This window comes from Hymenobacter profundi (assembly GCF_019334315.1).
GTDB classification, from domain to species: Bacteria; Bacteroidota; Bacteroidia; order Cytophagales; family Hymenobacteraceae; genus Hymenobacter; species Hymenobacter profundi.
The window spans coordinates 16106-38394 of the sequence record NZ_JAHWGL010000040.1; the positions used below are offsets into that span (position 1 = coordinate 16106).

Here is a 22289-nt window from a genome sequence, read left to right on the forward strand (position 1 = left end):
CAGCCCTGCCTCGCACCCCTACCTTAGGCACGAGGCAGGGCTACGGACGGTAGCATCAGGAGCAGCTTTCGGCTGCCCAGCGTTGCGCCAACTACCAGCAGCGGAAACACAGGCACGGCAAAACGAGCAGCGCCCAAAGGCCCCGTGAGGAAGGCAACGTAGAGCAGTATACCAGCGGCACTCAGCCGTACAAAGAGCGCGTACTGCCTTTGATAGAGGAAAAGGCCGAAAGCCAGCATGCGCACCACGTTCCCAACGGCTACGAGTAGCAGTGCCGACAAGAGCCCTAGGGGTAGGCGCCAGATATAGCGCGCCATCCCTTTGTAGCCATAGGCGGTGTATTGCCCCAGCAAGCCCCTACCCTCCTGGCCGGGCAGTTTAAAGAAATGGACGAGGTCGAAGCGGCCGGGGTCCAGAAAGCAGTTCACCATGCCTGTTAGGTGAATACGAGCGTAGGTGACGGGATATTTCCACAGGACGGCCATGCTCCGAGTTCGAATATGCTGTTGCTGCTGCGCAAAGGTTGCGTACCGACGATGCGCTTCAGCCTCGACGGTATCAATAAAATGATCGGCCACGACAGCTCCTTCGGTGCGGCGCAGCACGCCTTCCGTATTGTAATGCAGCAGATTGATGGTGGCAATACTGGAAAAATGAAACAGGCCCGTGCGTTGGTAATTCCAGCTTTGGTACAACAACGCCACTGCTAGTGGCAGTGCAGCGACTACCGCTACTGGTAGCCGTCGCCAACGCAACGCTGCCCAACTGCCTACTAGCAATACCACAATACTGAAAGGGTAGAATACTGGCTTCACCAACATAGCAGCCGTAGCAGTTGCCGCCACTGACAGCGCGTAACGCATTTGTTGGGTTTCCCAGGCCGCCACGGCGCTCAGCCATAGCAGCACCACGCACGTCTGCAACAGCATCTCGCTCATCAACACGTTGGCATAAATAAGCTGAGCAGGATACGTACATACGCCTAGCAACAGAAACACCCACTGCGCCGGGAGCAGTCGAAACCGGTGCAGCCAGCGCGCCAGCAACCCCAGGTTGAGCAAGCTCAGAAGGTTCTGAACTACCAACGCCACGAAGGGGAAACGGGCGCTAGGCGTGTCCAACGCAAGCAAAAACAAAGGGTAGCCTGGTGGCCGGATGGTATATTCCTGTGGCTTTTTTGCGCCCGTGGCAGGTAGTGGCTGCGCATAAAACTCGCCCGCTTCCCTGATGTTAACAGCCTCCATTCTATAGCGGTCCGTATCGGGGAAGAAGTACGTGCGCTGGTGCAACTGCACACCGAAGAACAAGATGTGCCACGCTACCAAACCCACCCAAAACCAAGTAGGTACCTGGCTGCGCGCCGATATAGAATGAGAAAGCGCGCGCCGGAACATCATGGGGTAGAAGTTGCAGTTGCCCTATCGAACCAAATCCTGCTTGCGGTAGGCATCAATGGCCAGCAGGATAAACAGTAGGGTAGTAAATGACCAGAGCGAGGAGCCGCCGTAGCTAAAAAACGGCAACGGAATTCCTACCACCGGCGCCAGCCCAATGGTCATGCCGATGTTCACGGCGAAGTGGAAGAAGATGATGCTGGCTACACAGTAGCCGTAAGTGCGCCCAAACACCGATTTCTGCCGTTCGGCTACGTACACAATGCGCCACAGCAAGGCCATGAACAGCGCAATGGTGACCACGGAGCCCAGCCAGCCCCACTCCTCGCCCACAGTGCAGAAAATGAAGTCGGTGCTTTGCTCAGGTACGAAGTCAAACTTGGTTTGGGTGCCTTGCAGGAAGCCCTTGCCCACTACCCCACCCGAGCCAATGGCAATTTTGGACTGCGTCACGTTCCAGCCTACCCCCAGTGGGTCAGCCGAGGGGTTGATGAGGATTTCGATGCGCTTGCGCTGGTGCTCCTGCAAAACGCTATTAAAGAAGAAATCAACCCCGAATACCATCCCAATCACCACCAGCCATACACCAATAGAGAGTGGTAAATGGTGGCGTAGCAAGCGGTTGTTGAATACCAACACCAGCACCAGTAGCACGGTAAAAAAACCAATCAGCCAGAGCTTGGGTACCAACAGCGCCAAAATTAAGATAGCCCCGCCGGCTGCCAGCAACAGCAGAATAAGCGGCGACATACCCTCGCGGAAGTACGCCAGCAGAAATGCCCCGAACACCAGCGCTTGCCCGGTCTCGTTGGCCGCAATGATGAGCAACGGGGGTAGCAACGTGAAAACGGCCAGCATCAGTTGGTCGCGAAAATTCTGATGGCGCAGGTTGATGCCCGCCATGTAGCGCGACACGGCCAGGGCCGTGATAAACTTGGCAAACTCGGCGGGTTGTAGGCGCACGGGCCCCAACTCCAGCCACGAGCGGGAGCCTGCAATAGGTCGCGCAATAAAGGGCGTGACGATGAGCAGCACAATCATGCCCGCATAGAGTGCGTAGGCAAACGTGTCGTAGGCTTTGTAATCGACCACCAGCAGTACCACAATGAGCAGCACTGCCGTTCCGATCCACAGAATCTGCTTGAACCAGTTGAAGTTCATCAACTCCCCGAAGCTTAGGCCAAAGACATGGGTAGGCGCGTCGGGCGAATAGCTAGCCGCATACACGTTCAGCCACCCCACGAACACCATCAGCAAATAAATGCCCACGGTAACCCAGTCAATGCTGCGGGAGTAACGAGCGGGGGTTTTCAATGGAAAATAGAGAGGCTAAAGAACTGGGTAGGGGCGGCTTGCAGCTGCCCATCCACAACGAAATAATAGTTGGAGTGTCCTTCCTCTCAACGGTTGAAGAAAGCCGGACGCCCCATCAGGGCGGCTGCAAGCCGCCTCTACTGCTAATGGTGTCGCTTCACGAAACGGTCGGCGCTGCCGGGTAGCCATTCCTCCCACTTCTTGCGCACCACTTTGCCGCGCAGGTAGCGCTCTACCATCAGCGAGGCTAGGGGTGCAGCCGAAGAACCACCAAAGCCCGCATTTTCAATGAACACGGCAATAGCAATCTTGGGGTCTTCTACCGGCGCAAAGGCGGCGAAGGTAGCATGGTCGGCGCCGTGGCGATTTTGTACGGTGCCGGTTTTGCCGGCCATCGAGATGCCGAATTGCTCTAAGCTGGCCAGGCTAGCGGTGCCGCCTCTACCCACCACCATCTGCATCCCTGGAATAATCTGCTCGAAATAGTGTGAGTCCACGCTTGTTTTGTGGCGTTCCTGGAACTGGGGTAGCGGCCCGTTTTGACCCACGCTGCGCACAAAGTGCGGCGTGTAGTAGTAGCCGCGGTTGGCAATAATGGCCATGATATTCGCCATTTGCAGACTCGTTACTTGCACCTCGCCTTGCCCGATGCTGAGAGAATACACCGTTTTGTAGGTCCAGCGGTGGTAGCCGTAGCTTTTATCGTAATACTCAGGCGACGGAATCAGGCCTTTCTTCTCGCCCAGCAGATCCACGCCCAGTTTGTCGCCCAGCCCGAAGGTTTGCACGTTGCGCTTCCACTCGGCCAGCCCCAACCGCGAATCCTCGAAGCGGTTGCGCGAGCGTCCGCGCATCACGGTGGCCTGCATCACCTGGTAGAAATACGGGTTGCAACTATTTTTGATGGCAATGCTCACGTTGCCGGGGTACTCGTGGTTGTGCGTGCAGCGTACCAGGCGCTGATTGCAGGGAAAACCCGTATTGGCCGTCACGGCGCCCGATTGCATGGCTACTAGCTCGTTCACCAGCTTAAACACCGAGCCCGGCGAGTAAATGGCCGTGAGAGGCCGGTCGATGAGGGGGCGTTCAGGGTTATTGAGCAGCTCCATGTAACGGTTGCCCAAACCCTTACCTGTGAGCATGGCCGGATCATAGGCTGGTGCCGACACGAAGGCCAAAATTTCCCCAGTTTTGGGGTCGATGGCTACTACCGTACCACGCTTGCCAGCCATCAGCATCTCGCCGTATTGCTGCAAGTCGATATCGATGCCAGTATGCAGGTCTTGGCCGGCCACAGAAAGCGTGTCGAACTCGCCTCCCCGGAAGGCGCCTTTCTCGATGCCGCGCACGTTCACCATGCGGTACTGCACGCCTCGGCGCCCCATCAACTCCTTCTCATAAAACGACTCCAGGCCGCTGATACCCAGGAAATCGGTAGGGCGGTACTTGGCGTACTTTTCCCGGTCTACCCAGGTGGCCGGTATAGGCCCCACATAGCCTAGGGCATGCGCCATGCTCTGGGTGCCATAGGCCCGCGCCATGCGCGCTTCGATGCGGAAGCCGGGAAAATCAATCAGGTTATCCTGGATGGAAGCCAACTCGGCGGTACTCAGGTTCTGCACTAGCGGCGAGGCTTTTACGCGCGAGTATTTTTTGGCGGCCAGCAAGCCGGCGCGCAGGTCCTCAATAGGTAGTTGGAGCAGCTGGCAGAAGCGTACTGTGTCCAGCTGCTTCACTTCACGGGGCACCACCAGCAGGTCGTATACCGGCGTGTTTTGTACCAGCAGCTTGCCGTTGCGGTCATATACCAACCCGCGGTAGGGTACCTTCACGATGCGCTGCAACGTGTTGCGGTCGGCAGCCAGTTTGTAGCTGCCATCCAACACCTGGATGTAAAAGAGTCGACCCGCGAATAGCATTGCCACAGCCAGGAAAATGGCCTGTACTACGTATTTGCGTCCTTCTAAATATTGCAAAGCAAAGAAAATCTGAATGATACGACACGCTACTTGCGTTAAGCAGCGTCGCAAAGATACAACCCCATTGGCGGTAAGAACCAGCCAAAATGCGCGTGCTTACAGATGAGCTGCCTACCTGCGCCAAACAAATGGAGCAAACCAATCAATACAGCGGATAGTTTCGTGTGCCGACATAGCCATGGCGTAGGCGCAGGGCCTCCTACTCCCTAGCGCGACCGGCGGCGGGTAGGAAAAAATACCAGCTGCACAATCAGCATTACCAGCGTGGTATAGATGGTGCTAACAAGAATTTTGGCCATGGTGAAGCCTATGGACAGAAAGCTGCCCAACTCCAGCAGAAAGAAGACAATGTGGTGCAAAGCAATGAGCAGTACTAGGTACACCATCATCCACTGCCAGCCCATCTGGTGAATATTCACCGAGTCGGCGGCGTCGTAGCCGTCGCGGGGGGTGAGTAGGCGCAGCACCCACGGCCGCAGGTAGGCCGTGAGCACAGCCGAGGCAGCATAGAGCCCACCCGTATCCTGAAACACATCCACCGTGAAGCCCAGCCCGAAGCCCAACAACAGCTGCACCACAATGGGCGTTTCGATGGGCAGGAACAACAAGAAGCCCAGGTAGAAGAAGTTCCAGCCCAGGTCGAACAGCACGAAGTTGCTGTTGTCGAGCAGCAGCACGTACAGCCCCACAAAGAGCGCAAACCGCACCAACTGCCACGCAATGGTTCCGACTATGCTCATCGTTTCCCTCCTCCTACTACGGTGCCCGTGTGTGTTTCCAGGGTATCGCGCTCGGCCTGGGGCCGGCTGCGCACCACGTACACGTAGGTCAGGTTAGAGAAATTGACCGCCAGCCGCACCCGCACGGTCCAGAAGTTCTTGTCCGGCTCTTTTGTAAAGGTGTCGATGGTGCCCACCATCACCCCTTCCGGGAATGTAGCGTTGTAGCCGGAGGTAATGACCGTATCGCCGCGCACCAGCTTGTTCTGGCGCGGAATGTAGTCGAGCAGGGCGTGGGTGGGGTCGTCGCCCTGCCACTTAATGCTGCCAAACGTACCATCACGCTGAATTTTGGCCGAAATAGCCGTTTTGGAATGCAGCAGCGACGTGATGCGGGCGTAGTGCTCACTCACCGACTGCACCCTACCCACTATTCCGCTCGCGGCCAGTACGCCCATGCCGGGCTGCACTTGGTCGAGCGTTCCTACGTTCAGCGTCAGATAGTTATCCACGTCGCGCAAGCTGTTATTTACTACCCTGGCCGGAATCAGGGGGTAGCTGGGGTCGTTGTTGCTGAGGGCTTGGTTGCCCAGCACCAGCGAATCGGGGCGGCCCGTGCGCAGCAGGCGCACCTGGGCAAGACTGTCGCGGCGGATGGGTAGAGAATCGGCCACGCGCCTACCCAGGTCAGACAGGTATAGGCGCTGACGCAGGGCCGCGTTTTCGGCTGCCAAACTCTGGTTCACCTGGGCCAGTTCGAAGTATTCTGATACCTGAGTGCGCCACTCTAGCAACTGACCAGCGTAAGCATTGGCCGAGTTGAAAAACGCCGCCCGCTGGTAAGCGCTATTGCGAATCAGCAGGTAAACGCTCAATACCTCCAGCAGCGCAAACACGAGGATGCCCCGGTAGCGAAACAAAAAGGCAAAGAGGTTTCTCATTGTTGAATTAGGAATTAAGAATTAGGAATTAGGAATTTTTAGCTTGATGCATCGCCCTACCATCATTCCTAATTCATAATTTCTAATTCATAATTAAGTAAGCAGTACGCTCTTGAAAGCCTGAATATTCTTGATGGCGGCGCCGGTGCCGCGTACTACGGCGCGGAGCGGGTCCTCGGCAATGTGAATGGGCAGCTTGGTCTTGGCAGCCAAACGTTTGTCGAGGCCGCGGAGCAGGGCGCCACCACCGGTCAGGTGAATGCCGTTTTCGTAGATGTCGGCCGACAGCTCGGGCGGGGAGATTTCCAGCGCCTTCAGCACGGCTTCCTCAATCTTCGCCACCGATTTGTCGAGGGCAATGGCAATTTCTGAGGAAGTCACTTTGATAACTTTCGGAATACCCGTCATCAGGTCGCGGCCGCGCACCTCGAAGTCGGCGGGCGTGTTTTCTAGCTCGGTAAGAGCGGCGCCTACCTCAATCTTGATGCGCTCAGCCGAACGCTCACCAATCAGCAGGTTGTGCTGGCGGCGCATGTAGTCCAGAATATCCTGGTTGAACACGTCGCCGGCCGTCTTAATCGACTGGTCGCACACGATGCCCGACAAGGCAATAACGGCTACCTCGGTAGTGCCGCCCCCAATATCGATAATCATGGAGCCGATGGGCTGCTCCACGTCGATGCCGATGCCGATGGCGGCGGCCATAGGTTCCTGAATCATCCAGACTTCCTTAGCGCCAGCGTGCTCGGCGGAGTCGCGCACAGCGCGCTTCTCTACCTCCGTGATGCCCGACGGGATGCAGATTACCATGCGGTGCGAGGGCTGAAACAGGCGCGTGCGGGTATCAATCATCTTGATCAACCCCTTAATCATTTCCTCGGCAGCGTGGAAGTCGGCAATTACACCGTCTTTCAACGGCCTGATCGTCTTAATGTTATCGTGGGTCTTCTCGTGCATTTGCTGCGCCTGTCGGCCCACGGCTATTACTTTATTGGTCGTGCGGTCTTTTGCAATGATACTCGGCTCATCCACCACGACTTTATCGTTGTGAATGATGAGCGTGTTGGCCGTGCCCAGGTCCATGGCGATGTCGCTGGTCAGAAAATTGAAGAAACCCATTGAGTGACGGCAAGTAGATGAAACCGGGCGTCTTGCACCGGAAAAAGTGGGGCAAAAGTACGCAAGTTTCCGCGAAGCCCTACTATAGACATAGGATTGCCGTGCGGCGCCATGGCCTAATTATTTCAGTTTAATACCAGAATCCTTCTATCCGAAGAATCTGCTACACAGGCGTAGCACCCGCTTTCTAACCCGAAATAATCGCTCTCAGGCATACTGGTCAGCAAACCGACTACCCTAAAAACACCCAAACGGTCCTGCGTCGGCAAGCTCGGCAGGACCGTTTGAGAGTTTGTTTAAGGTTATCTATTTGCGTTACGGACCGCACGGTGTAGAGACGCATACTTGCGTCTCGTCGGCCGCACCGCGTGGCCGAAATCATTCAACGACGAGACGCAAGTATGCGTCTCTACACCGTGCGGTCCGTAACGCAAATAGCTTCTAATGTTTGAAGTGACGCACGCCGGTCATCACCATGGCCATACCAAGCTGGTTGCAAGCCGCAATGCTATCCTGGTCTTTAATGGAACCGCCAGGCTGCACCACTGCCCGGATGCCGGCTGCGCCAGCAATTTCCACGCAGTCGGGGAAGGGGAAGAAGGCATCGGAGGCCATCACGGCACCTTTCAGGTCGAAGCCGAAGGCATGGGCTTTTTCGATGGCTTGCTTGAGGGCGTCTACGCGAGACGTCTGCCCTACCCCGGAAGCCAGCAATTGGCCGGCGCGGGCCAGCACAATAGTGTTACTCTTGGTGTGCTTACACACTTTCAGGGCAAACTCCAGGGCTTCGGTTTCCTCGGGGGTAGGCGCCGAGTCGGTGACGGTTTTGAAGTCGTCGGCGGTTTCGATGGCGCGGTCGAAGTCCTGCTCAATCACACCATTCAGCAAGGTTTTCACCTGCTTTTGCGGGAAATCAACAGGCTTCTGGCGCAGCAGAATGCGGTTTTTCTTGCTTTGCAGCACTGTGAGAGCCGCCGCGTCGAACTCGGGCGCAATCAGCACCTCAAAGAACAGCTTGTTCAACTCCTGGGCCGTGGCTTTGTCTACGGGCTTGTTCACGATAATCACGCCGCCAAACGCCGAAATCGGGTCGCAAGCCAGGGCATTGAGGTAGGCCGTGTGCAGGCTATCGGCTTGGGCTACGCCGCAGGCATTGGTGTGCTTGAGAATAGCACAGGCAGGCTTACCCTGCTGGAACTCTTGCATGAGCAGCACGGCCGCATCTACATCTACCAAGTTATTGTAGCTGAGCTGCTTACCGTGGAGCTGATCGAACAGCGCATCCAGGTCGCCGCGGAATGTGCCGGCCTGGTGCGGGTTTTCGCCGTAGCGTAGCGGCGTTTCCTGGGAGCTATTAGCTGATAGCTGTTGGCTATTAGCTTTTTCTTTGAAGTAACCGGAAATGGCCGTGTCATAGTGCGCGGTGGCAGCGAAAGCGGCGGCGGCGTACTGCCGGCGGTCTTCGAGGTCGGTGCCACCGTTTTTCTCCGTCAGTAGCTGCGTGACGGCCTCATACTGGTCGCGGCTGCTCACCACCAGCACGTCGCGGAAGTTTTTGGCGGCGGCACGCAGCAGCGAAATGCCCCCAATATCAATCTTCTCAATGATGTCCTGCTCGGGTGCACCCGACGCCACGGTTTCCTCGAAGGGGTAGAGGTCTACCACCACCAGGTCGATGGGCGGAATCTGGTGTTGCTCGGCTTCCCGCAAGTCGCTGGCCTCGTGGCGGCGGTGCAGAATGCCACCGAACACCTTGGGATGCAGCGTTTTCACGCGGCCGCCAAACACCGCCGGAAAGCCCGTCAGGCTCTCCACGGCCGTCACATCGGCGCCCTGCTCCTCGATAAACTGCTGGGTGCCCCCCGTAGAGTAGATGGTCACGCCGTGCTGCTTGAGCAGGGCCACCAGCGGCTCCAGGCGGTCTTTGTAATAGACAGAAACGAGAGCGGAACGAATCGGCTGCGACATGGTAGGGGTTGGTTGCGGACTGTGTGAATGACAGCACGAAGGTAGCCACGGCAAGCGGGCACCCCGGCGCCCTATATGTTACGGAATTGTTAAGCACATAGTAACCCCTTCATAATCAGCAGCAAATTTCATCCGTTTTCATAAAATATACAAGAACGTCATTCCGAGCTTGCTGAGGAATGACGTACTAACGACTTTACTTTTCACGCAAGCACAACACCCCGGATTCAAATACAGTACATGTTCACTACCACGCTATTTCTATTGCATGTCTGCTCCCCTACCTTTCCCTACTACCCAAGAAACTACGCCTGCCGAAGACGCCGCTGCCCGATTGGCCCCGCGCCTAGCGGCCCAAGCACCCGCTTCCGACCAGGAAGGTGGCTTCCCGGAACAGGAGTTTGACTGGCTGCGTGCGGCCGGCTTGCTCACGGCTCCCCTACCCACCCACCTCGGCGGACAGGATTTGGCAGCGGCTTCACAAACCTTACCCCTGCTGCACACGCTGCGGCACATTGGGCGCGGTAATCTGGCGGTAGGGCGCGTGTACGAAGGCCACGCCAATGCTCTACAACTGGCCCAGCGCTTTGGCCGCACGGAGCAAGTAGCGCGTTGGGCCGAGGACGCAACGGCCGGGCATTTGTTTGGGGTATGGAATACGCAAGCGCACGACGGCGTGCAGCTGGAACCGCTCCCCGATGGCCGCTACCGCTTGCGGGGCAGCAAAACGTTTGGCTCGGGCGCGGGCCACGTCACGCGCCCGCTGCTTACGGGTGCCCTACCCGACGGCGGCTGGCAGATGCTGGTGCTACCGGCCGATGCGCAAGTGCCGCAGCTGGATAAATCGTTTTGGCAGCCACTCGGGATGCGGGCTTCGGCTAGTTTTCGGGTCGATTTCACGGGACTAGAGGTGGGTGCCGAAGACCTCCTGGGCCAGCCCGGCGACTATTATCGCCAGCCGTGGTTTAGTGGGGGCGCCATCCGGTTTGCGGCCGTGCAGTTGGGCGGGGCTGAGGCTGTATTTGACGAAACCCGCCACTTCCTACAAAAAACTGGTCGCACCGACGACCCCTACCAGCGCCAGCGCCTGGGCGAGCTGGCTATTCTCATCGAAAGCGGCCAGCACTGGCTACGCGCCGCCGCCGAGCACGCCATGCGCCCCCACGCCACCGACGACGCCGATGCCACCGTGGCCTACGCCAACATGGTGCGCACGGCCATCGAAGAAATATGCTTGCGGACACTCCAATTGGCCGAGCGGTGCGTGGGAGCCCGCGGCCTGCTCCGCCCCGAGCCCTTCGAGCGCCTCCACCGCGACCTGACGCACTACCTCCGCCAACCCGCCCCCGATGCCGCTCTAGCCGACGCGGGACGCTTCGCGCTGGCTTCTACCACCCCTGCTTATTCGTTGTGGCATGGCTGAGTTTTCGTTTGATTCGCTACCCCTCCGCCCGGCTGATTTTGCGCCTACCCTTGGTTCTACTGTGGTGGTAGCGCCCCACCCCGATGATGAGTCGTTGGGATGCGGCGGGTTGCTGGCGCTTTTGCGGCAGGCGGGCGTACCAGTAAATGCTGTTTTGGTGAGCGATGGCACGATGTCGCACCCCCATTCGGTGAAGTTTCCGGCCGCGGCCCGGCAAGCACTGCGCGAGGCAGAGCTACGCGAGGCGCTTGCATTACTAGGCGTCAGTACGGATGATCTATTGCTGTTGGACCTTCCCGATAGCGCCGTCCCTACCCCCGATCAGCCAGGTTTTGCGGAGGCCGTAGCTACCCTGCGTGCCTACCTTCAGCGCGTACAGCCGGCTACCCTACTCGTGCCCTGGCGCCGCGACCCTCATCCCGACCACCGGGCCACCAGCCAACTGGTAGCCGCTGCTTTGGCGGGCTTATCCATCCGGCGGGTGGAGTACGTGGTGTGGGCCTGGGAGCGCGCCGCACCGGAAGATTTGCCGCAGTCGGGCGAGGCCACCGGCTGGCGCCTAGATATCAGCTCCGTACTGTCTCAGAAACAGGCAGCCATTGCAGCCCACCGCTCCCAACTTGCCCCCGGCGTTATCGACGACGACCCCAGCGGTTTTCTGCTTTCGCAGCAAATGCTTGCTCATTTCGCGCAGCCTTTCGAAGTGTATTTTGACGAATGACGTTTCTCGCGGAGGGAGGCACAGCACAAAGGTTGGCAGTATGCTGACGTATGCACTCTGCCAACCTCTGTGCTGTGCCTCCTTCCGCGAACCTCTGCAAGCAATAAACCAACCTCTACTCCTATGAACCCCAATCAGCCTAACACCCTACCCCCTGCCTACTTCAACGATGTGTATCGGGCCAACGATGACCCGTGGAAGTTCGAAACCAGCCCCTACGAGCGGGAGAAATATGCTACCACGCTGGCCGCCCTACCCCGCCCACACTATGACCGGGCTTTTGAAATCGGTTGCTCGTTGGGCGTACTCACGGAGCAATTGGCACCGCGGTGTGGGCGTCTGCTGGCTGTGGATGTAGCGGAAGCCCCGTTGGAACGCGCCCGGCAACGATGCGCGCAGTTGCCTCAGGTGGAGTTTCGGCTGATGCGCGTGCCGGAAGAATTCCCGCAAGAGCAATTCGACCTGATTATGGTGTCGGAGGTAGGCTATTATTGGTCGCCCGAAGACCTGACCCGCGCCGCCAAGCAGCTCCTGGCAGCCCTACCCTCTGGCGGACAATTGCTGCTGGTGCACTGGACTCCACCCGTGCACGACTACCCCCTGACCGGCGACGAAGTGCACGAGTTTTTTCTGCAAAAAGCCGAGGCCAATGGCCCCTTGCGCCACGTGCACGGCCAGCGCCAAGAAACCTACCGTCTGGACTTATTGGAGAAGCGGTAAGGCTACCCTTTACTCATTGCCGCCTCAATCGCCAATGGCGTATGCTGCTTCAGCAACGCCCGCAGTTCAGCAAGAGCAGATGACAGCGTAATCGGCGGCCACCGTTGTACCCATTGCTGGCGGGTGGCCTGCTCCTGCTGTACGCATTGCCACAATGCACCAAATGTAGTAGCCTCCATAATGGCCTGGCACAGCGTCTTTTTGGTGAGACCGAGCATATCGGCTATCCTCGTGCTGACGGTGTGCAGGGTAGGGCTGAGCACGGCGCCCGAGAAAGACACGTCGTTTTTAAATGATTGCCAGAGTTGCCGCAGTTGCCGACGGGCCTGCCACTGAGTAGCTAGTTGTGGTCCGCTGGCTACCAGAGGTTCCTGCAATTGTTCGCTCAGCGCCGCCCATTCCCGCAATTGCCAGGATAAACCCACTGCCACCCGCCCTTCACGGCGCGCCGAGGTGGTCACGCGCACGGCAGGGCTATGTCGCACGCGCAAATCGTGGTTGCACAGTGCCTGGTACAGGGCTTCATCCTCCAGATAGGGCACCACCGGCAGTCCCCCTACTTGCTCATAAGCCGAAACCGTGAGGGCGAAGCTGGCGCCAAAGTGCTGGTGATGACGCGGCCACGCATCCACCGGATTGGGGTCAATCAGGTGCTCCAGCTGCGCTGCCAGCAAGCGGTAGGCTGCATCACGCAAGTGGTAGCGCCGCACGGGGCAATTTCGCTGCGTAGGTGCCTCGGCCATAATACGCCCACCAACGGCATCAGCACCCGCGGCTATTTCGGCAGCAATGCTGGCCAGCCAGGTAGGCGCAACGCGGGTATCGGCATCGGTGCTGGCAATGATACCGTGCGGGCAACCTACGCTACGCAGGCGCTGGGCAGCTTCATCCATCAGCAAGCGCCGCGCTTTGCCCACATGTGCCTCGGCAGGGGGCAGTGTGCGCTCCGCCACGTGCAACACTAGTTGTGGGTAGGCGTGTGCCAGTTGCCGGACTACGTGCGCGGTGGCATCCTGGCAATTATTGGCCAGCACAATTACCTCGTAGCTAGAAGGAGGTAGCGGCTGCCCCTGCGCATCCACTTGCGTAGCCAGCGCAGCTAGGGTAACAGGCAGGTTTTCGGCTTCATCTTTAGCCGGGATAATAACAGAATAGCATAATTCTGCTCGGGGCGGAACAGTCAGCAAGCCACATTCTAACAGAGGCGAAACAGCCACTTCGTGGACAGCATGAAAGCGCGAGGGTAGTATGGATGTCATCAGCGTACTCTACGCGGATTATTAACCTATGGCTACAAACAAAATATGGCTACAAACAAAAGCGGCTTTCCCGTTGCTGGGAAAGCCGCTTTGCAGCCCAATATGGAACTTCTAACGCTAGTTGCGCGTGATTAGACTATTCGTTTGCAGCTCCGTAGCCGGGATAGGCCACACATAATTGTCGCTTGAAGGCGGCACGGCGCTAACTGATCCTTTGCCCGGAATGGGTGCATTCAGGCGCATAATATCAATGTTGCGAATACCCTCACCCAAGAACTCAATCCGGCGCTCTAGCAACACTGCATTTACCGCAGCGTCAGTTGAAGCGAAACTAGCATAGGCAGTGCCTTTGGAACGTGTCCGTACTGCATTCAGCAACGCCAAAGCGCGGGTATCGGCCGCCCCGTTGGTGCGGAACAACGCCTCAGACAAGCTGAGCATTACCTCCGCATAGCGGATAACGGGAGCCTTGTCAATATAGGGCGTGCCACCGGGGTACTTAGCTAAGTAGGAGTTGCCACCGCTGATTACTACAAACTTAGCATAGCGCACATCGGCCGTCGAATCCGTGATAGACAGGGCAGTTCTGTTGGCAATAATACCAGCGGCGTTGAGGTAATACTCGCCTCCGCCAGTGGCCTCAGGTACCGAGTCGTTTCTGGTGGGTAGGTAATAGAAGCCCAACTGATTCTGAGTCCCCGGCGTGTTCTGGGCGGTGAAGGGAAAAGACAGAATGCTTTCGGTGGTTTCCTGCGGCGAAGCAAAGACGTTCACAATCGATGAATTCAGGCCGTTTGCTACGCCTCTTGCTGCCGTGTAGGGCGCCGACGTGGGCACCAGTTTATTTGCCTCTGTCACTACGTTGGCGTACTGACCCATGGTCAGGTACACCCGCGTTTTCAGGGCAATGGCCGTGTTCCGGTGGGCGCGGGTGGTATTTAGAGTAGCGTTGGCGTAAGCAGTCGGCAGGTTTTGCTCTGCAAAGTTCAAGTCCTCCAGAATCTGAGCGTATACCTCGGCTACCGTACTACGAGCTAGGTCGTTGCCACCCGCACCTGTTTCGGCTTGCAGGCGCAGGGGCAGGCCCGGCTTGCTGCCGTTACCATCAATATACGGCCGGGCATACAGTTGTAGCAGCGAGTAGTAGCTCAGGGCCCGCAGAAACCGGGCTTCGGCTTGGTACCGAGGCACAGTAACGGTGGCGAAATCAGCAGCGAAGGCTGGCACCACGTACTTTGCCGAATTCGCTTCCAGACCGGCCAAAAATACGTTGGCCTGATTGATAGCGGAGTAGGCGGCGCCCCACGTGTTGATTACATCATTCGTCGAAGTTTCGGTGAGCGTATGGTTCCATACCTGAAGCGCCGTCACGGCGTTGGAGGTACGGTTGATAAAGTCATCGGCCCGCACATCCCCATATACTTGGTAGCGGCCACCTAGGAAGCTGCCCGACTTGACATAGGCGTACAGATTATTGACCTGTAACGCAATGCGGGCGGGTGTATCAAATACTACCTGATCAGAAAACGACGTTTCGGGAATGGGGTCCAGCTGGTTAGTGTCGCACGAGGAGACGCCCGTGGCCAGTAGCAACGCGCTCAGCGTTACGGCAGCTGTATTTTTTAGTAAAATCTTCATTCGAGAGCTGTGTTTAGAAACCAATATTGAAGCCTACTGTGTAGGTGCGGGCTTGGCCCACGGAGTTGCGGTCGACGCCGGCCCCCGTGTTGCTACCACCGTTCGACGAAATCTCTGGGTCGATACCCGAGTATTTCGTAATCAGCGCGGCGTTCTGTACCTGCACGTAGAGGCGGGCATTGGCAATCCCTACCCGGCTGGCTAGGGTAGGCTTCAGGGAGTAGCCCAGCGTCACGTTGCGCAGGCGGGCAAAGTCGCCCTTCTCCACGTTCGACGACATGACCAAGGCCGAGCCGTTAGACACGTTGTCGCCGTACACCACACGGGGCCACTGGGCGTTGGTATTTTCGGGCGTCCAACGGTCCAGAATGTCCACGTTGTTGTTCCAGAAACGCTGGTCGTGCAGGCCAGCCTTGGTGCCGTTGTAGATGTAGTTGCCACCCGAGTACTGGATGAAGAAGTTGAGATCAAACTCCTTGAACCGGAATGAGTTGTCAATGCCGCCGTACCATTTGGGCAGTACCGGACCGTAGTATTCGCCGTCGGTCAGTTGGTTGGGGGTTCTGGCCGGCTGGCCGTCCAGCGTTGTCCAGCCGCCGCCCAGGTGGTTGTACTGCACCGTGGTGCGGCCCGTACCGTCGGCATTCACAATGCTCAGCATACGCCGGCCGTTTTCGGGGTTCACGCCCAGCGAGGGCACAGCCAGAATTTCACCTACTGACCCGCCCACGCGGGTGTAGTTCACCGTTTCCAGACCCGAAGTGGCTGTACCAATGCGCTGGCCTTCCGTCACCAGCCCCAACACTTCATTGCGTTGCGTGGTCACGTTGCCGCTCACTACCCAGCTGAAATCCTGCTTCTGGAAGATGTTGGCTTTCAGGTTGAGTTCCACACCTTGGTTGCGCATGGAGCCGATGTTGGCATCAATAGAGTTGTTGGGCACACCCTTAGAAGGCGACAGGGGTACAGCCAGAATCAGGCCGTCCACGGTATTGCGATAATAGGAGAAATCACCCTGAATCTTATCCTGCAACAGGCCGAAGGAGAAGCCTACATCCGTCTTTTTACTGGTTTCCCAGGTCAGGTTGCGGTTACCAGCGTTGTTATACCCAATGGTAGCATTGGTGCCATACAGGCCCGAGCCGTATAGCGACAAGGTAGTGAAATCGCCTACTCCCTGGCTGTTACCTACTTCGCCGTAGCTGCCTGTAAACTTCAAAAAGCTCAGGGAATTAGCCAGGCTTGAATTCTTCCAGAAGTTCTCTTCCGAAATAATGTAGCCTAGACCGCCGCCGTAGAAGTTACCCCACTTATCGTTGCCCCAGGCTGAGTAGCCGTCGCGGCGGGCATTGAAGGAGAACAGATATTTCTTGGCGAAATCGTAGCTGAAGCGGCCAAAATACGATACCAGATAGTTTTCGCCCTGAAAGTTGCCAGACGCCGCGATGTTAGTAAAGTTGCCCTGGAAGGTATCAAAGAAGTCGTCGGCCACCTGCGTGCGGTTAGCACCCCAGCGCTGCTGGTCGGTCTTCTGCTGCTCGCCACCCAGCAACAACGAGAAGTTGTGGTCGCCGAACGTGCGGTCGTACTGAGCCGTATTCTGCCACACCCACCGCTTGTTGGTACGATAGAAGTTGCTAGCCGAGCCGCCCGTGCTGAAACCGTCGCCGGCCAATGCCGTCTGGAAGGACTTGTCCTCATAGCCTACGTTGTCGATACCATAGGTAGTGCGCACATTTAGGCCCTTCAGCACTTCCCAGTTGGCGTATACATTGCCCTGAATCTGGTTGCTTTCCGAGTTGAAGTAGTTGTAAGCAAGGTCGACAACTGGGTTATAGTAGCCTGGAGCCAGAGCAGAAGTTGGGGCAGCCGGATTTACGTTGGCACCGGCGCCTACGCCGGCACCGTTGGTAGCCGGGCTGCCATCGGGGTTGTAAGCTGGAATGTTGGGGGGTAATACCAGTGGTAGGCGTCCCAGACCAGCGGTACCAAATGCCGAACCATTCAACGAGCCCGTGCTGGGCGCCGCGTTGTAGCTGTTGGCGTAGTTGATGCGAGCACCTACCGAAAACGTCTTGTATACTTTGTGGTCCACGTTCACGCGGGCGGAGGTACGCTTGAACTCGTTGTTTTCCAGCATGCCTTTCTGATTAGTATAGCCCACTGAAGCGTAGAAGCTCGTCTTGTCGGTACCACCAGAAAAGTTCACTGAGTTCGAGGTAGAGAAGCCCGTGCGGTAGATGTAGTCATACCACTTGGTATCCACCATGTTGCCATTGGCATCCAGCGTTGGCCGGAAACCTTCTACATTGTTGCCAGTAGCACCTACTAAAACCCGGTTGGCGTTTAGATTGCGTACAGCTTCGTTCTTGATCATCATGTAGTCCTCGGCACCTAGCACATCGTAGAGACGGAAGGCTTTCGTCAGGCCAGCCCAAGAGTCAACCGACACTTTACTTTGGCCTTTTTTGCCGCGCTTGGTGGTCACGAGAATAACGCCACCCGCAGCCCGCGAACCATAGATAGCCGCCGCTGCCGCATCTTTCAGCACCTCAATGCTCTCAATATCGTTGGGGTTGATGCTGCTGAGCGGGTTGTTGGGCGCGTTGGTGGCCGAGTTGTCGCCGCTGTAGGTAGGAATGCCATCGATGACGTAGAGCGGCGCCGAGCTAAGCGAGATGGAGTTTACGCCCCGGATTCGAACTACGGGCGGGTTGTTTAGTACCCCGTTAGGAGTAGTGATATTCACGCCAGGAGCTTTACCCTGCATAGCCTGCTCGAAGCTCTGTACGGGGCGTTGCGCTACATCTGCGCCAGAAATAGTAGCTACAGAACCAGTCAACTCGCGTCGAAGCTGCGTGCCATAGCCCACTACTACCACTTCATCAAGTCCCGTGGTATTAGTAGCCAGTGATACATTGATAGCAGACTGGCTACCGATAACAACCTCTTTGCTGTCGTACCCAATAAAGGAATACACTAGCGTATTCGCATTAGCAGGTATAGATAGCGAATAACTACCCTCCGCATCAGTGGAAGTGCCTTGTCCTCCTCCTTTTACAACAACAGTTACGCCCGGCAGTGCCGAACCATCCGATCCTACTACTTTACCAGTAATGGTTCGCACCTGCGCCCACACATCGTGGCTTGCCAATGCGAATACTGTAAGCAGTAACAAGAGTAATGTTTTCCTCATGTGTACTTGTTTGATTGGTTGATATTATTTCAATGAATGCATCTAATAAAGAGTATAATTTTAACATCACAATGATTACCCCTATAATTTTTTCATAAAAACAAGCAATAATTATAAATACAATCATTGAACTGTACTACAAAAGTCCCTCATAAAATCACACTAAATGGCTATTCAAGCTAGATTTATGGGTTTTTACATCTTTTGCAAATCAATAGTGCACAATTAATTTAGGTTGAGTTCATTCTTAAATACGAATAAATTCGTATTTAAGAATGAAAGAAGAAGCCATGCTTTCTAAGCAGAAAGCATGGCTTAAAAATTCGAATTCTAGATTTTAGTTAAAAAGCTTCCCCCACCGCGAAGATGATACCGGAGTTACCGCCTGAGCCAACCCCATAGTCTAAACGGATATTAAGCCGGTCGCGGCGATTGAAGCGGAAGCGGGCTCCTACCCCACCAGCTAGCTTCGTGCCGTCAAAAGTGTAATCGTTCAGGTCATACCCTACTTGGCCTGCTGCAATGAATGCCGCTATATCAAAGCGCCAGATGAGCTTCTGCCGGATTTCGGCCTGCACAGTAGTAAATTGACGGTCGCGGAAGCGGGCTTCATAAATACCCCGCATTAGGTAGGCATTGTTATAAATAGCACCACCCAAAGTGCCCCCCATACCTCCTAACTCCCGGAAAGGAACATCACCGGAATGATACTGTCCCATGAATTGCAGAGCTAGAATAGTATTATTGGAGCCAAACAAGGGGTTAAAGTGGCGAGCATCAATTTGGTAACGGGTGAACCGGTAGTCGCTACCCAGTGCTCCACCGTTAAATAGGATATGCGCGTCCACAAAGTTACCGCGGTACGTAGCCAGCACATTATCGCGGCCATCGTAGAGTAGTGACGGCCCTACCCCAGAACTGATTGTGCCTTTGCGCTGCTCTCCCAAGCCACGAAAGTTGGCCAACTCATTATATACAACAGGCTGATTAGTAGTCGAATTGTACCGATCAGAATTCTGTAACTTCACATCGCCCAAGTTGGTTAAGCGGTAACGCACACCCACAAACAGGTTTGGAGCTGCCCGAACCAGGGCCTTCTCATCGAATACGAATAGCGGATACTGGATTTGGACCTTATCACTTTTGCGCGTGTTGTTGCCTACACCGAAATAATCGAATTGCAGATCATAGTAGCTCAACTCGCCCGAGAAATAGAATTTCTCACCGGGCGTGAAGATGGTGTGCGTCAGCTGAATAGTGGTCTGTTTCTTCTGACTAAACCACGCCAGCAAACGAGCATTAGACTTGCGCACGGTAGTATCAGTACCAAACCGCCATACAGGCAAAATAGCTGCGCCCACGGCAAACCCGGTTTCTTGCTGGTAGAAAGCAACAGGCACCGGAATAAAACTCGGCTTATCGCTGGGGCTGAAATCTAGCTTACGGGCGGAAACACGGCGCGGCGTCAGCAAAGACGTAGCAGGCTGGCGGTCGGCCAGCAGGCCCAGTGTAGGTGCCGGCGTTTTTATGGGCTCCGCCGCTGATGCCAATAAGGTAGGGGAAGCAGGAGGTGGAGCCACCACCGAGTAGGGCGCTGTAGATTGAGCGGCCGCAGACAAAGCCAGTCCGGATAAGACTAGCGGCAGGTAGAGAAAGCGCATAAAAATGCCAGACAGAAAAAGGTGGAAGCCAGGAAATCAGGTGGCCCGAAAAGGTGGCGCCACGCAACGCATCTGACTAGGATTTCTGCACTAACGCAACAGTGCCTGCTACGGTTTTAGGCAATGGCAGATAAAGGAATGGACAGTACGCCGGCCAGCATAATCCATTTGCACCAAGCGCTGAGCTGCGCAAAATGCCGCCGACGGTCGGCGCGCCGCAATTGATAGCCCAGCGCTAGCATAGGAAGCAGACAAAGCGCTATCAGCCAAGCGCCTAGCCATAGGTAGCCGGTCTGTAATGATTCGGATATAGCGCCGCTTGTTAAGAGCAACAGGCAAACCAGGAAGGCACCAGCTACCCATTTCGTCCGGCTCACGCCCCATAGAATAGGGAGCGTACGACAATCGTGCTGCGCGTCGCCGCGCATGTCTTCCACGTCTTTCACAATTTCGCGCACCATCGTGAGTAAGAAGGCTGCTAATGCATAGCCCCACGGCCCGGCCTGCCCCGTGCGGGCCTGCAATTCGGGTAGGAGCACTAGCGCAGCCGTGAGGGTAGCAATGCTAGCATTACCGGCCAGCGCCACGCGTTTGAAGCGCACCGAGTAGCCCCACAGCAGCAGCGCCGACCCCACATGCACCAACCCCAGCAGCGGCGAAAGCACACCAGCCACCACAATGCCAATACCCGATAAAATGAGATGGGCCATCATGGCATGGCGCCGGTTAATGAGTCGGCCAATAACAAGCCGGCCGGGCCGGTTCACGGCATCAATTTTCACATCGTAATAGTCGTTGATGATGTAGCCGGCAGCCGCTACGCACAGCGTGGCCAGCATCAACAGCAAAAATGGTGAGGCTAGCACTACCCGCCAGGAAGCAGCAGGCAGTAGCGTTGCCCGCACCAGCAGCAGGCACAGCCCCATCAGCAGCAGGTTGGGCAGCCGTATCAGGCGGGCCAGTTGCTGACTCCTTTCAACCCACGATAATTTTCCGGTAGGCATAGCTGGTTTTATAGAAGATACGCTGTACGTCATTGCAACACAACACCTATTATACAGTCAATCTATTGATAATCATATTATTAATCTGTCAAGTAAGAGTCATCTTTCGTCCTATCACCCGCATGGCGTTATCCGCCTGTTTCTCCAGCTTGTGTGCATGCAACACACGAACTTCATAACGTACTATATCTCCTATTCACCCACTCATTTCTTTATCACCCCTCCCTACCCTTAAGCATCTAAAAAGAAAGCCTCTCCAACTAAGGAGAGGCTTTCTATACTAATAGTAAGAGGCCAGTGGATCGGGTGACCCTACACTTTCTTTACGTTCACGGCGTTAACGCCCTTGCGGCCTTCCTGGGTATCAAATTCCACGCGGTCGTTTTGCTGAATCTGGCCCCCGTTAAGGCCGGTAATGTGGACGAAGAAATCTTCCTTCGTGCCGTCTTCCGTAATGAAGCCGTAGCCCTTCGACTCATTAAAGAATTTTACGGTTCCTGTTTTCATGAAAAAAAGCAAATGGGGTGAATGGATGAGCGGGTAAAGTTAGAGGGATTTCGCAAAAACGCAACCCCTCTACCGCTGGCTTTATAAAAAGATAGCACTTTTACGATAAAGCCTCACAATCACCTCTTTCGCGCTTACCAGGTACCCTGACTTTTCATGGTTGCCTCTAGTAGCTCCCGCACGGCCCCACGCCCACCGGCTCGTTGGGCCACGTAGTTGCTGATGGCAAGTACGTCGGGGGTAGCGTCGGCAGGGCAGGCGGCTACGGCGCAGCGGCGCATGGTTTCCATGTCGGGCACGTCGTCGCCCATGTAGGCAATGTGCGCGGGGTCGATGCGGTGCACGTTGATGTAGGAGTTGAAGATCTTCATCTTGTCATCTACCCCTAGGTAGATGTCGTACACATCCAGCGACTCCAGCCGCCGCCGTACGCCTTCTTCTTCGCGTCCCGAAATAACCACCACGCGGTAGCCCTTGCGCAGCGCATGCCGGATAGCATACCCATCGTGAATGTGAAAGGCGCGGGCCTGCTCACCCGAGTTCAAGGCCAGCATGGTTCCATCAGTCATCACCCCATCCACATCCAGCACAAACATTCGAATGGCGGTCAGATCGGGCGTATTCGTTGCTTCCATAAGGTGAAATTGTGAGTTGTGAAGTTGTGAAGGGTGAAGCAGCTATTCTGCTGATGCTAGTGGCGAAGCCTACGCAAGTGGTGCGGCCAGA

General features: G+C 56.2%; 17 protein-coding genes. 3 read left to right on the forward strand and 14 right to left on the reverse strand.

Features of this window, described 5'->3' with window-relative positions; translation table 11 throughout:
- Positions 1-23: 23 nt before the first annotated feature.
- From KYK14_RS11140 to purH, 7 genes are all read right to left on the reverse strand, one after another.
- A complete protein-coding gene (locus KYK14_RS11140; protein WP_219158887.1) occupies positions 24-1397 on the reverse strand; it encodes a hypothetical protein in 1374 nt (457 codons plus the stop codon).
- A gap of 21 nt (positions 1398-1418) precedes the next feature.
- Positions 1419-2708, reverse strand: coding sequence for a rod shape-determining protein RodA (gene rodA / locus KYK14_RS11145; RefSeq protein ID WP_208307791.1), 1290 nt, complete (start codon positions 2706-2708; stop codon positions 1419-1421).
- A gap of 143 nt (positions 2709-2851) precedes the next feature.
- Positions 2852-4684 carry a penicillin-binding protein 2 gene (gene mrdA, locus KYK14_RS11150; RefSeq protein ID WP_219158888.1) on the reverse strand — a complete coding sequence of 611 codons (1833 nt, stop codon included), beginning with the start codon at positions 4682-4684 and terminating at the stop codon, positions 2852-2854.
- Between the two features lie 209 nt (positions 4685-4893).
- Positions 4894-5427, reverse strand: a complete 534-nt coding sequence (locus tag KYK14_RS11155; RefSeq protein WP_185282420.1) for a hypothetical protein — start codon at positions 5425-5427, stop codon at positions 4894-4896.
- Positions 5424-6347, reverse strand: a complete 924-nt coding sequence (mreC, locus tag KYK14_RS11160; protein ID WP_219158889.1) for a rod shape-determining protein MreC — start codon at positions 6345-6347, stop codon at positions 5424-5426. Before mreC ends, KYK14_RS11155 begins: the two co-directional genes overlap by 4 nt.
- A gap of 93 nt (positions 6348-6440) precedes the next feature.
- Positions 6441-7466, reverse strand: coding sequence for a rod shape-determining protein (locus KYK14_RS11165; protein WP_185282419.1), 1026 nt, complete (start codon positions 7464-7466; stop codon positions 6441-6443).
- 441 nt (positions 7467-7907) lie between these two features.
- Positions 7908-9434, reverse strand: a complete 1527-nt coding sequence (gene purH, locus KYK14_RS11170) for a bifunctional phosphoribosylaminoimidazolecarboxamide formyltransferase/IMP cyclohydrolase (protein WP_219158890.1) — start codon at positions 9432-9434, stop codon at positions 7908-7910.
- 268 nt (positions 9435-9702) lie between these two features.
- On the opposite strand from purH, the gene KYK14_RS11175 reads away from it, so the two are divergent.
- The 3 genes from KYK14_RS11175 to KYK14_RS11185 all read left to right on the forward strand — a co-directional run bounded on the left by KYK14_RS11175 (position 9703) and on the right by KYK14_RS11185 (position 12298).
- Positions 9703-10857: an acyl-CoA dehydrogenase family protein gene (locus KYK14_RS11175; RefSeq protein WP_219158891.1), complete on the forward strand. Its 1155-nt coding sequence runs from the start codon at positions 9703-9705 to the stop codon at positions 10855-10857.
- On the forward strand, positions 10850-11578 hold the full coding sequence (locus KYK14_RS11180; protein WP_219158892.1) for a PIG-L deacetylase family protein: 729 nt from the start codon (positions 10850-10852) through the stop codon (positions 11576-11578). Before KYK14_RS11175 ends, KYK14_RS11180 begins: the two co-directional genes overlap by 8 nt.
- 123 nt (positions 11579-11701) lie before the next feature.
- Positions 11702-12298: a class I SAM-dependent DNA methyltransferase gene (locus KYK14_RS11185; RefSeq protein WP_219158893.1), complete on the forward strand. Its 597-nt coding sequence runs from the start codon at positions 11702-11704 to the stop codon at positions 12296-12298.
- 2 nt (positions 12299-12300) lie between these two features.
- Here the strand turns inward: KYK14_RS11185 and KYK14_RS11190 are convergent, their stop codons facing one another.
- The 7 genes from KYK14_RS11190 to KYK14_RS11220 all read right to left on the reverse strand — a co-directional run bounded on the left by KYK14_RS11190 (position 12301) and on the right by KYK14_RS11220 (position 22198).
- Positions 12301-13557, reverse strand: coding sequence for a glycosyltransferase family 2 protein (locus tag KYK14_RS11190; RefSeq protein ID WP_219158894.1), 1257 nt, complete (start codon positions 13555-13557; stop codon positions 12301-12303).
- A 117-nt stretch (positions 13558-13674) separates the two neighbouring features.
- Positions 13675-15195: a RagB/SusD family nutrient uptake outer membrane protein gene (locus KYK14_RS11195; RefSeq protein WP_219158895.1), complete on the reverse strand. Its 1521-nt coding sequence runs from the start codon at positions 15193-15195 to the stop codon at positions 13675-13677.
- A gap of 13 nt (positions 15196-15208) precedes the next feature.
- A complete protein-coding gene (locus KYK14_RS11200) occupies positions 15209-18373 on the reverse strand; it encodes a SusC/RagA family TonB-linked outer membrane protein (protein ID WP_246601800.1) in 3165 nt (1054 codons plus the stop codon).
- A gap of 359 nt (positions 18374-18732) precedes the next feature.
- Positions 18733-20052 (reverse strand): BamA/TamA family outer membrane protein, encoded by a 1320-nt coding sequence (locus KYK14_RS11205; protein WP_219158897.1) that lies wholly within the window; start codon positions 20050-20052, stop codon positions 18733-18735.
- 116 nt (positions 20053-20168) lie between these two features.
- Positions 20169-21056, reverse strand: coding sequence for a geranylgeranylglycerol-phosphate geranylgeranyltransferase (locus KYK14_RS11210; RefSeq protein ID WP_219158898.1), 888 nt, complete (start codon positions 21054-21056; stop codon positions 20169-20171).
- Between the two features lie 312 nt (positions 21057-21368).
- On the reverse strand, positions 21369-21563 hold the full coding sequence (locus tag KYK14_RS11215) for a cold-shock protein (RefSeq protein ID WP_185282410.1): 195 nt from the start codon (positions 21561-21563) through the stop codon (positions 21369-21371).
- 134 nt (positions 21564-21697) lie between these two features.
- Complete coding sequence (locus KYK14_RS11220) at positions 21698-22198, reverse strand: KdsC family phosphatase (RefSeq protein WP_185282409.1); 501 nt, start codon at positions 22196-22198, stop codon at positions 21698-21700.
- Positions 22199-22289: the final 91 nt, after the last annotated feature.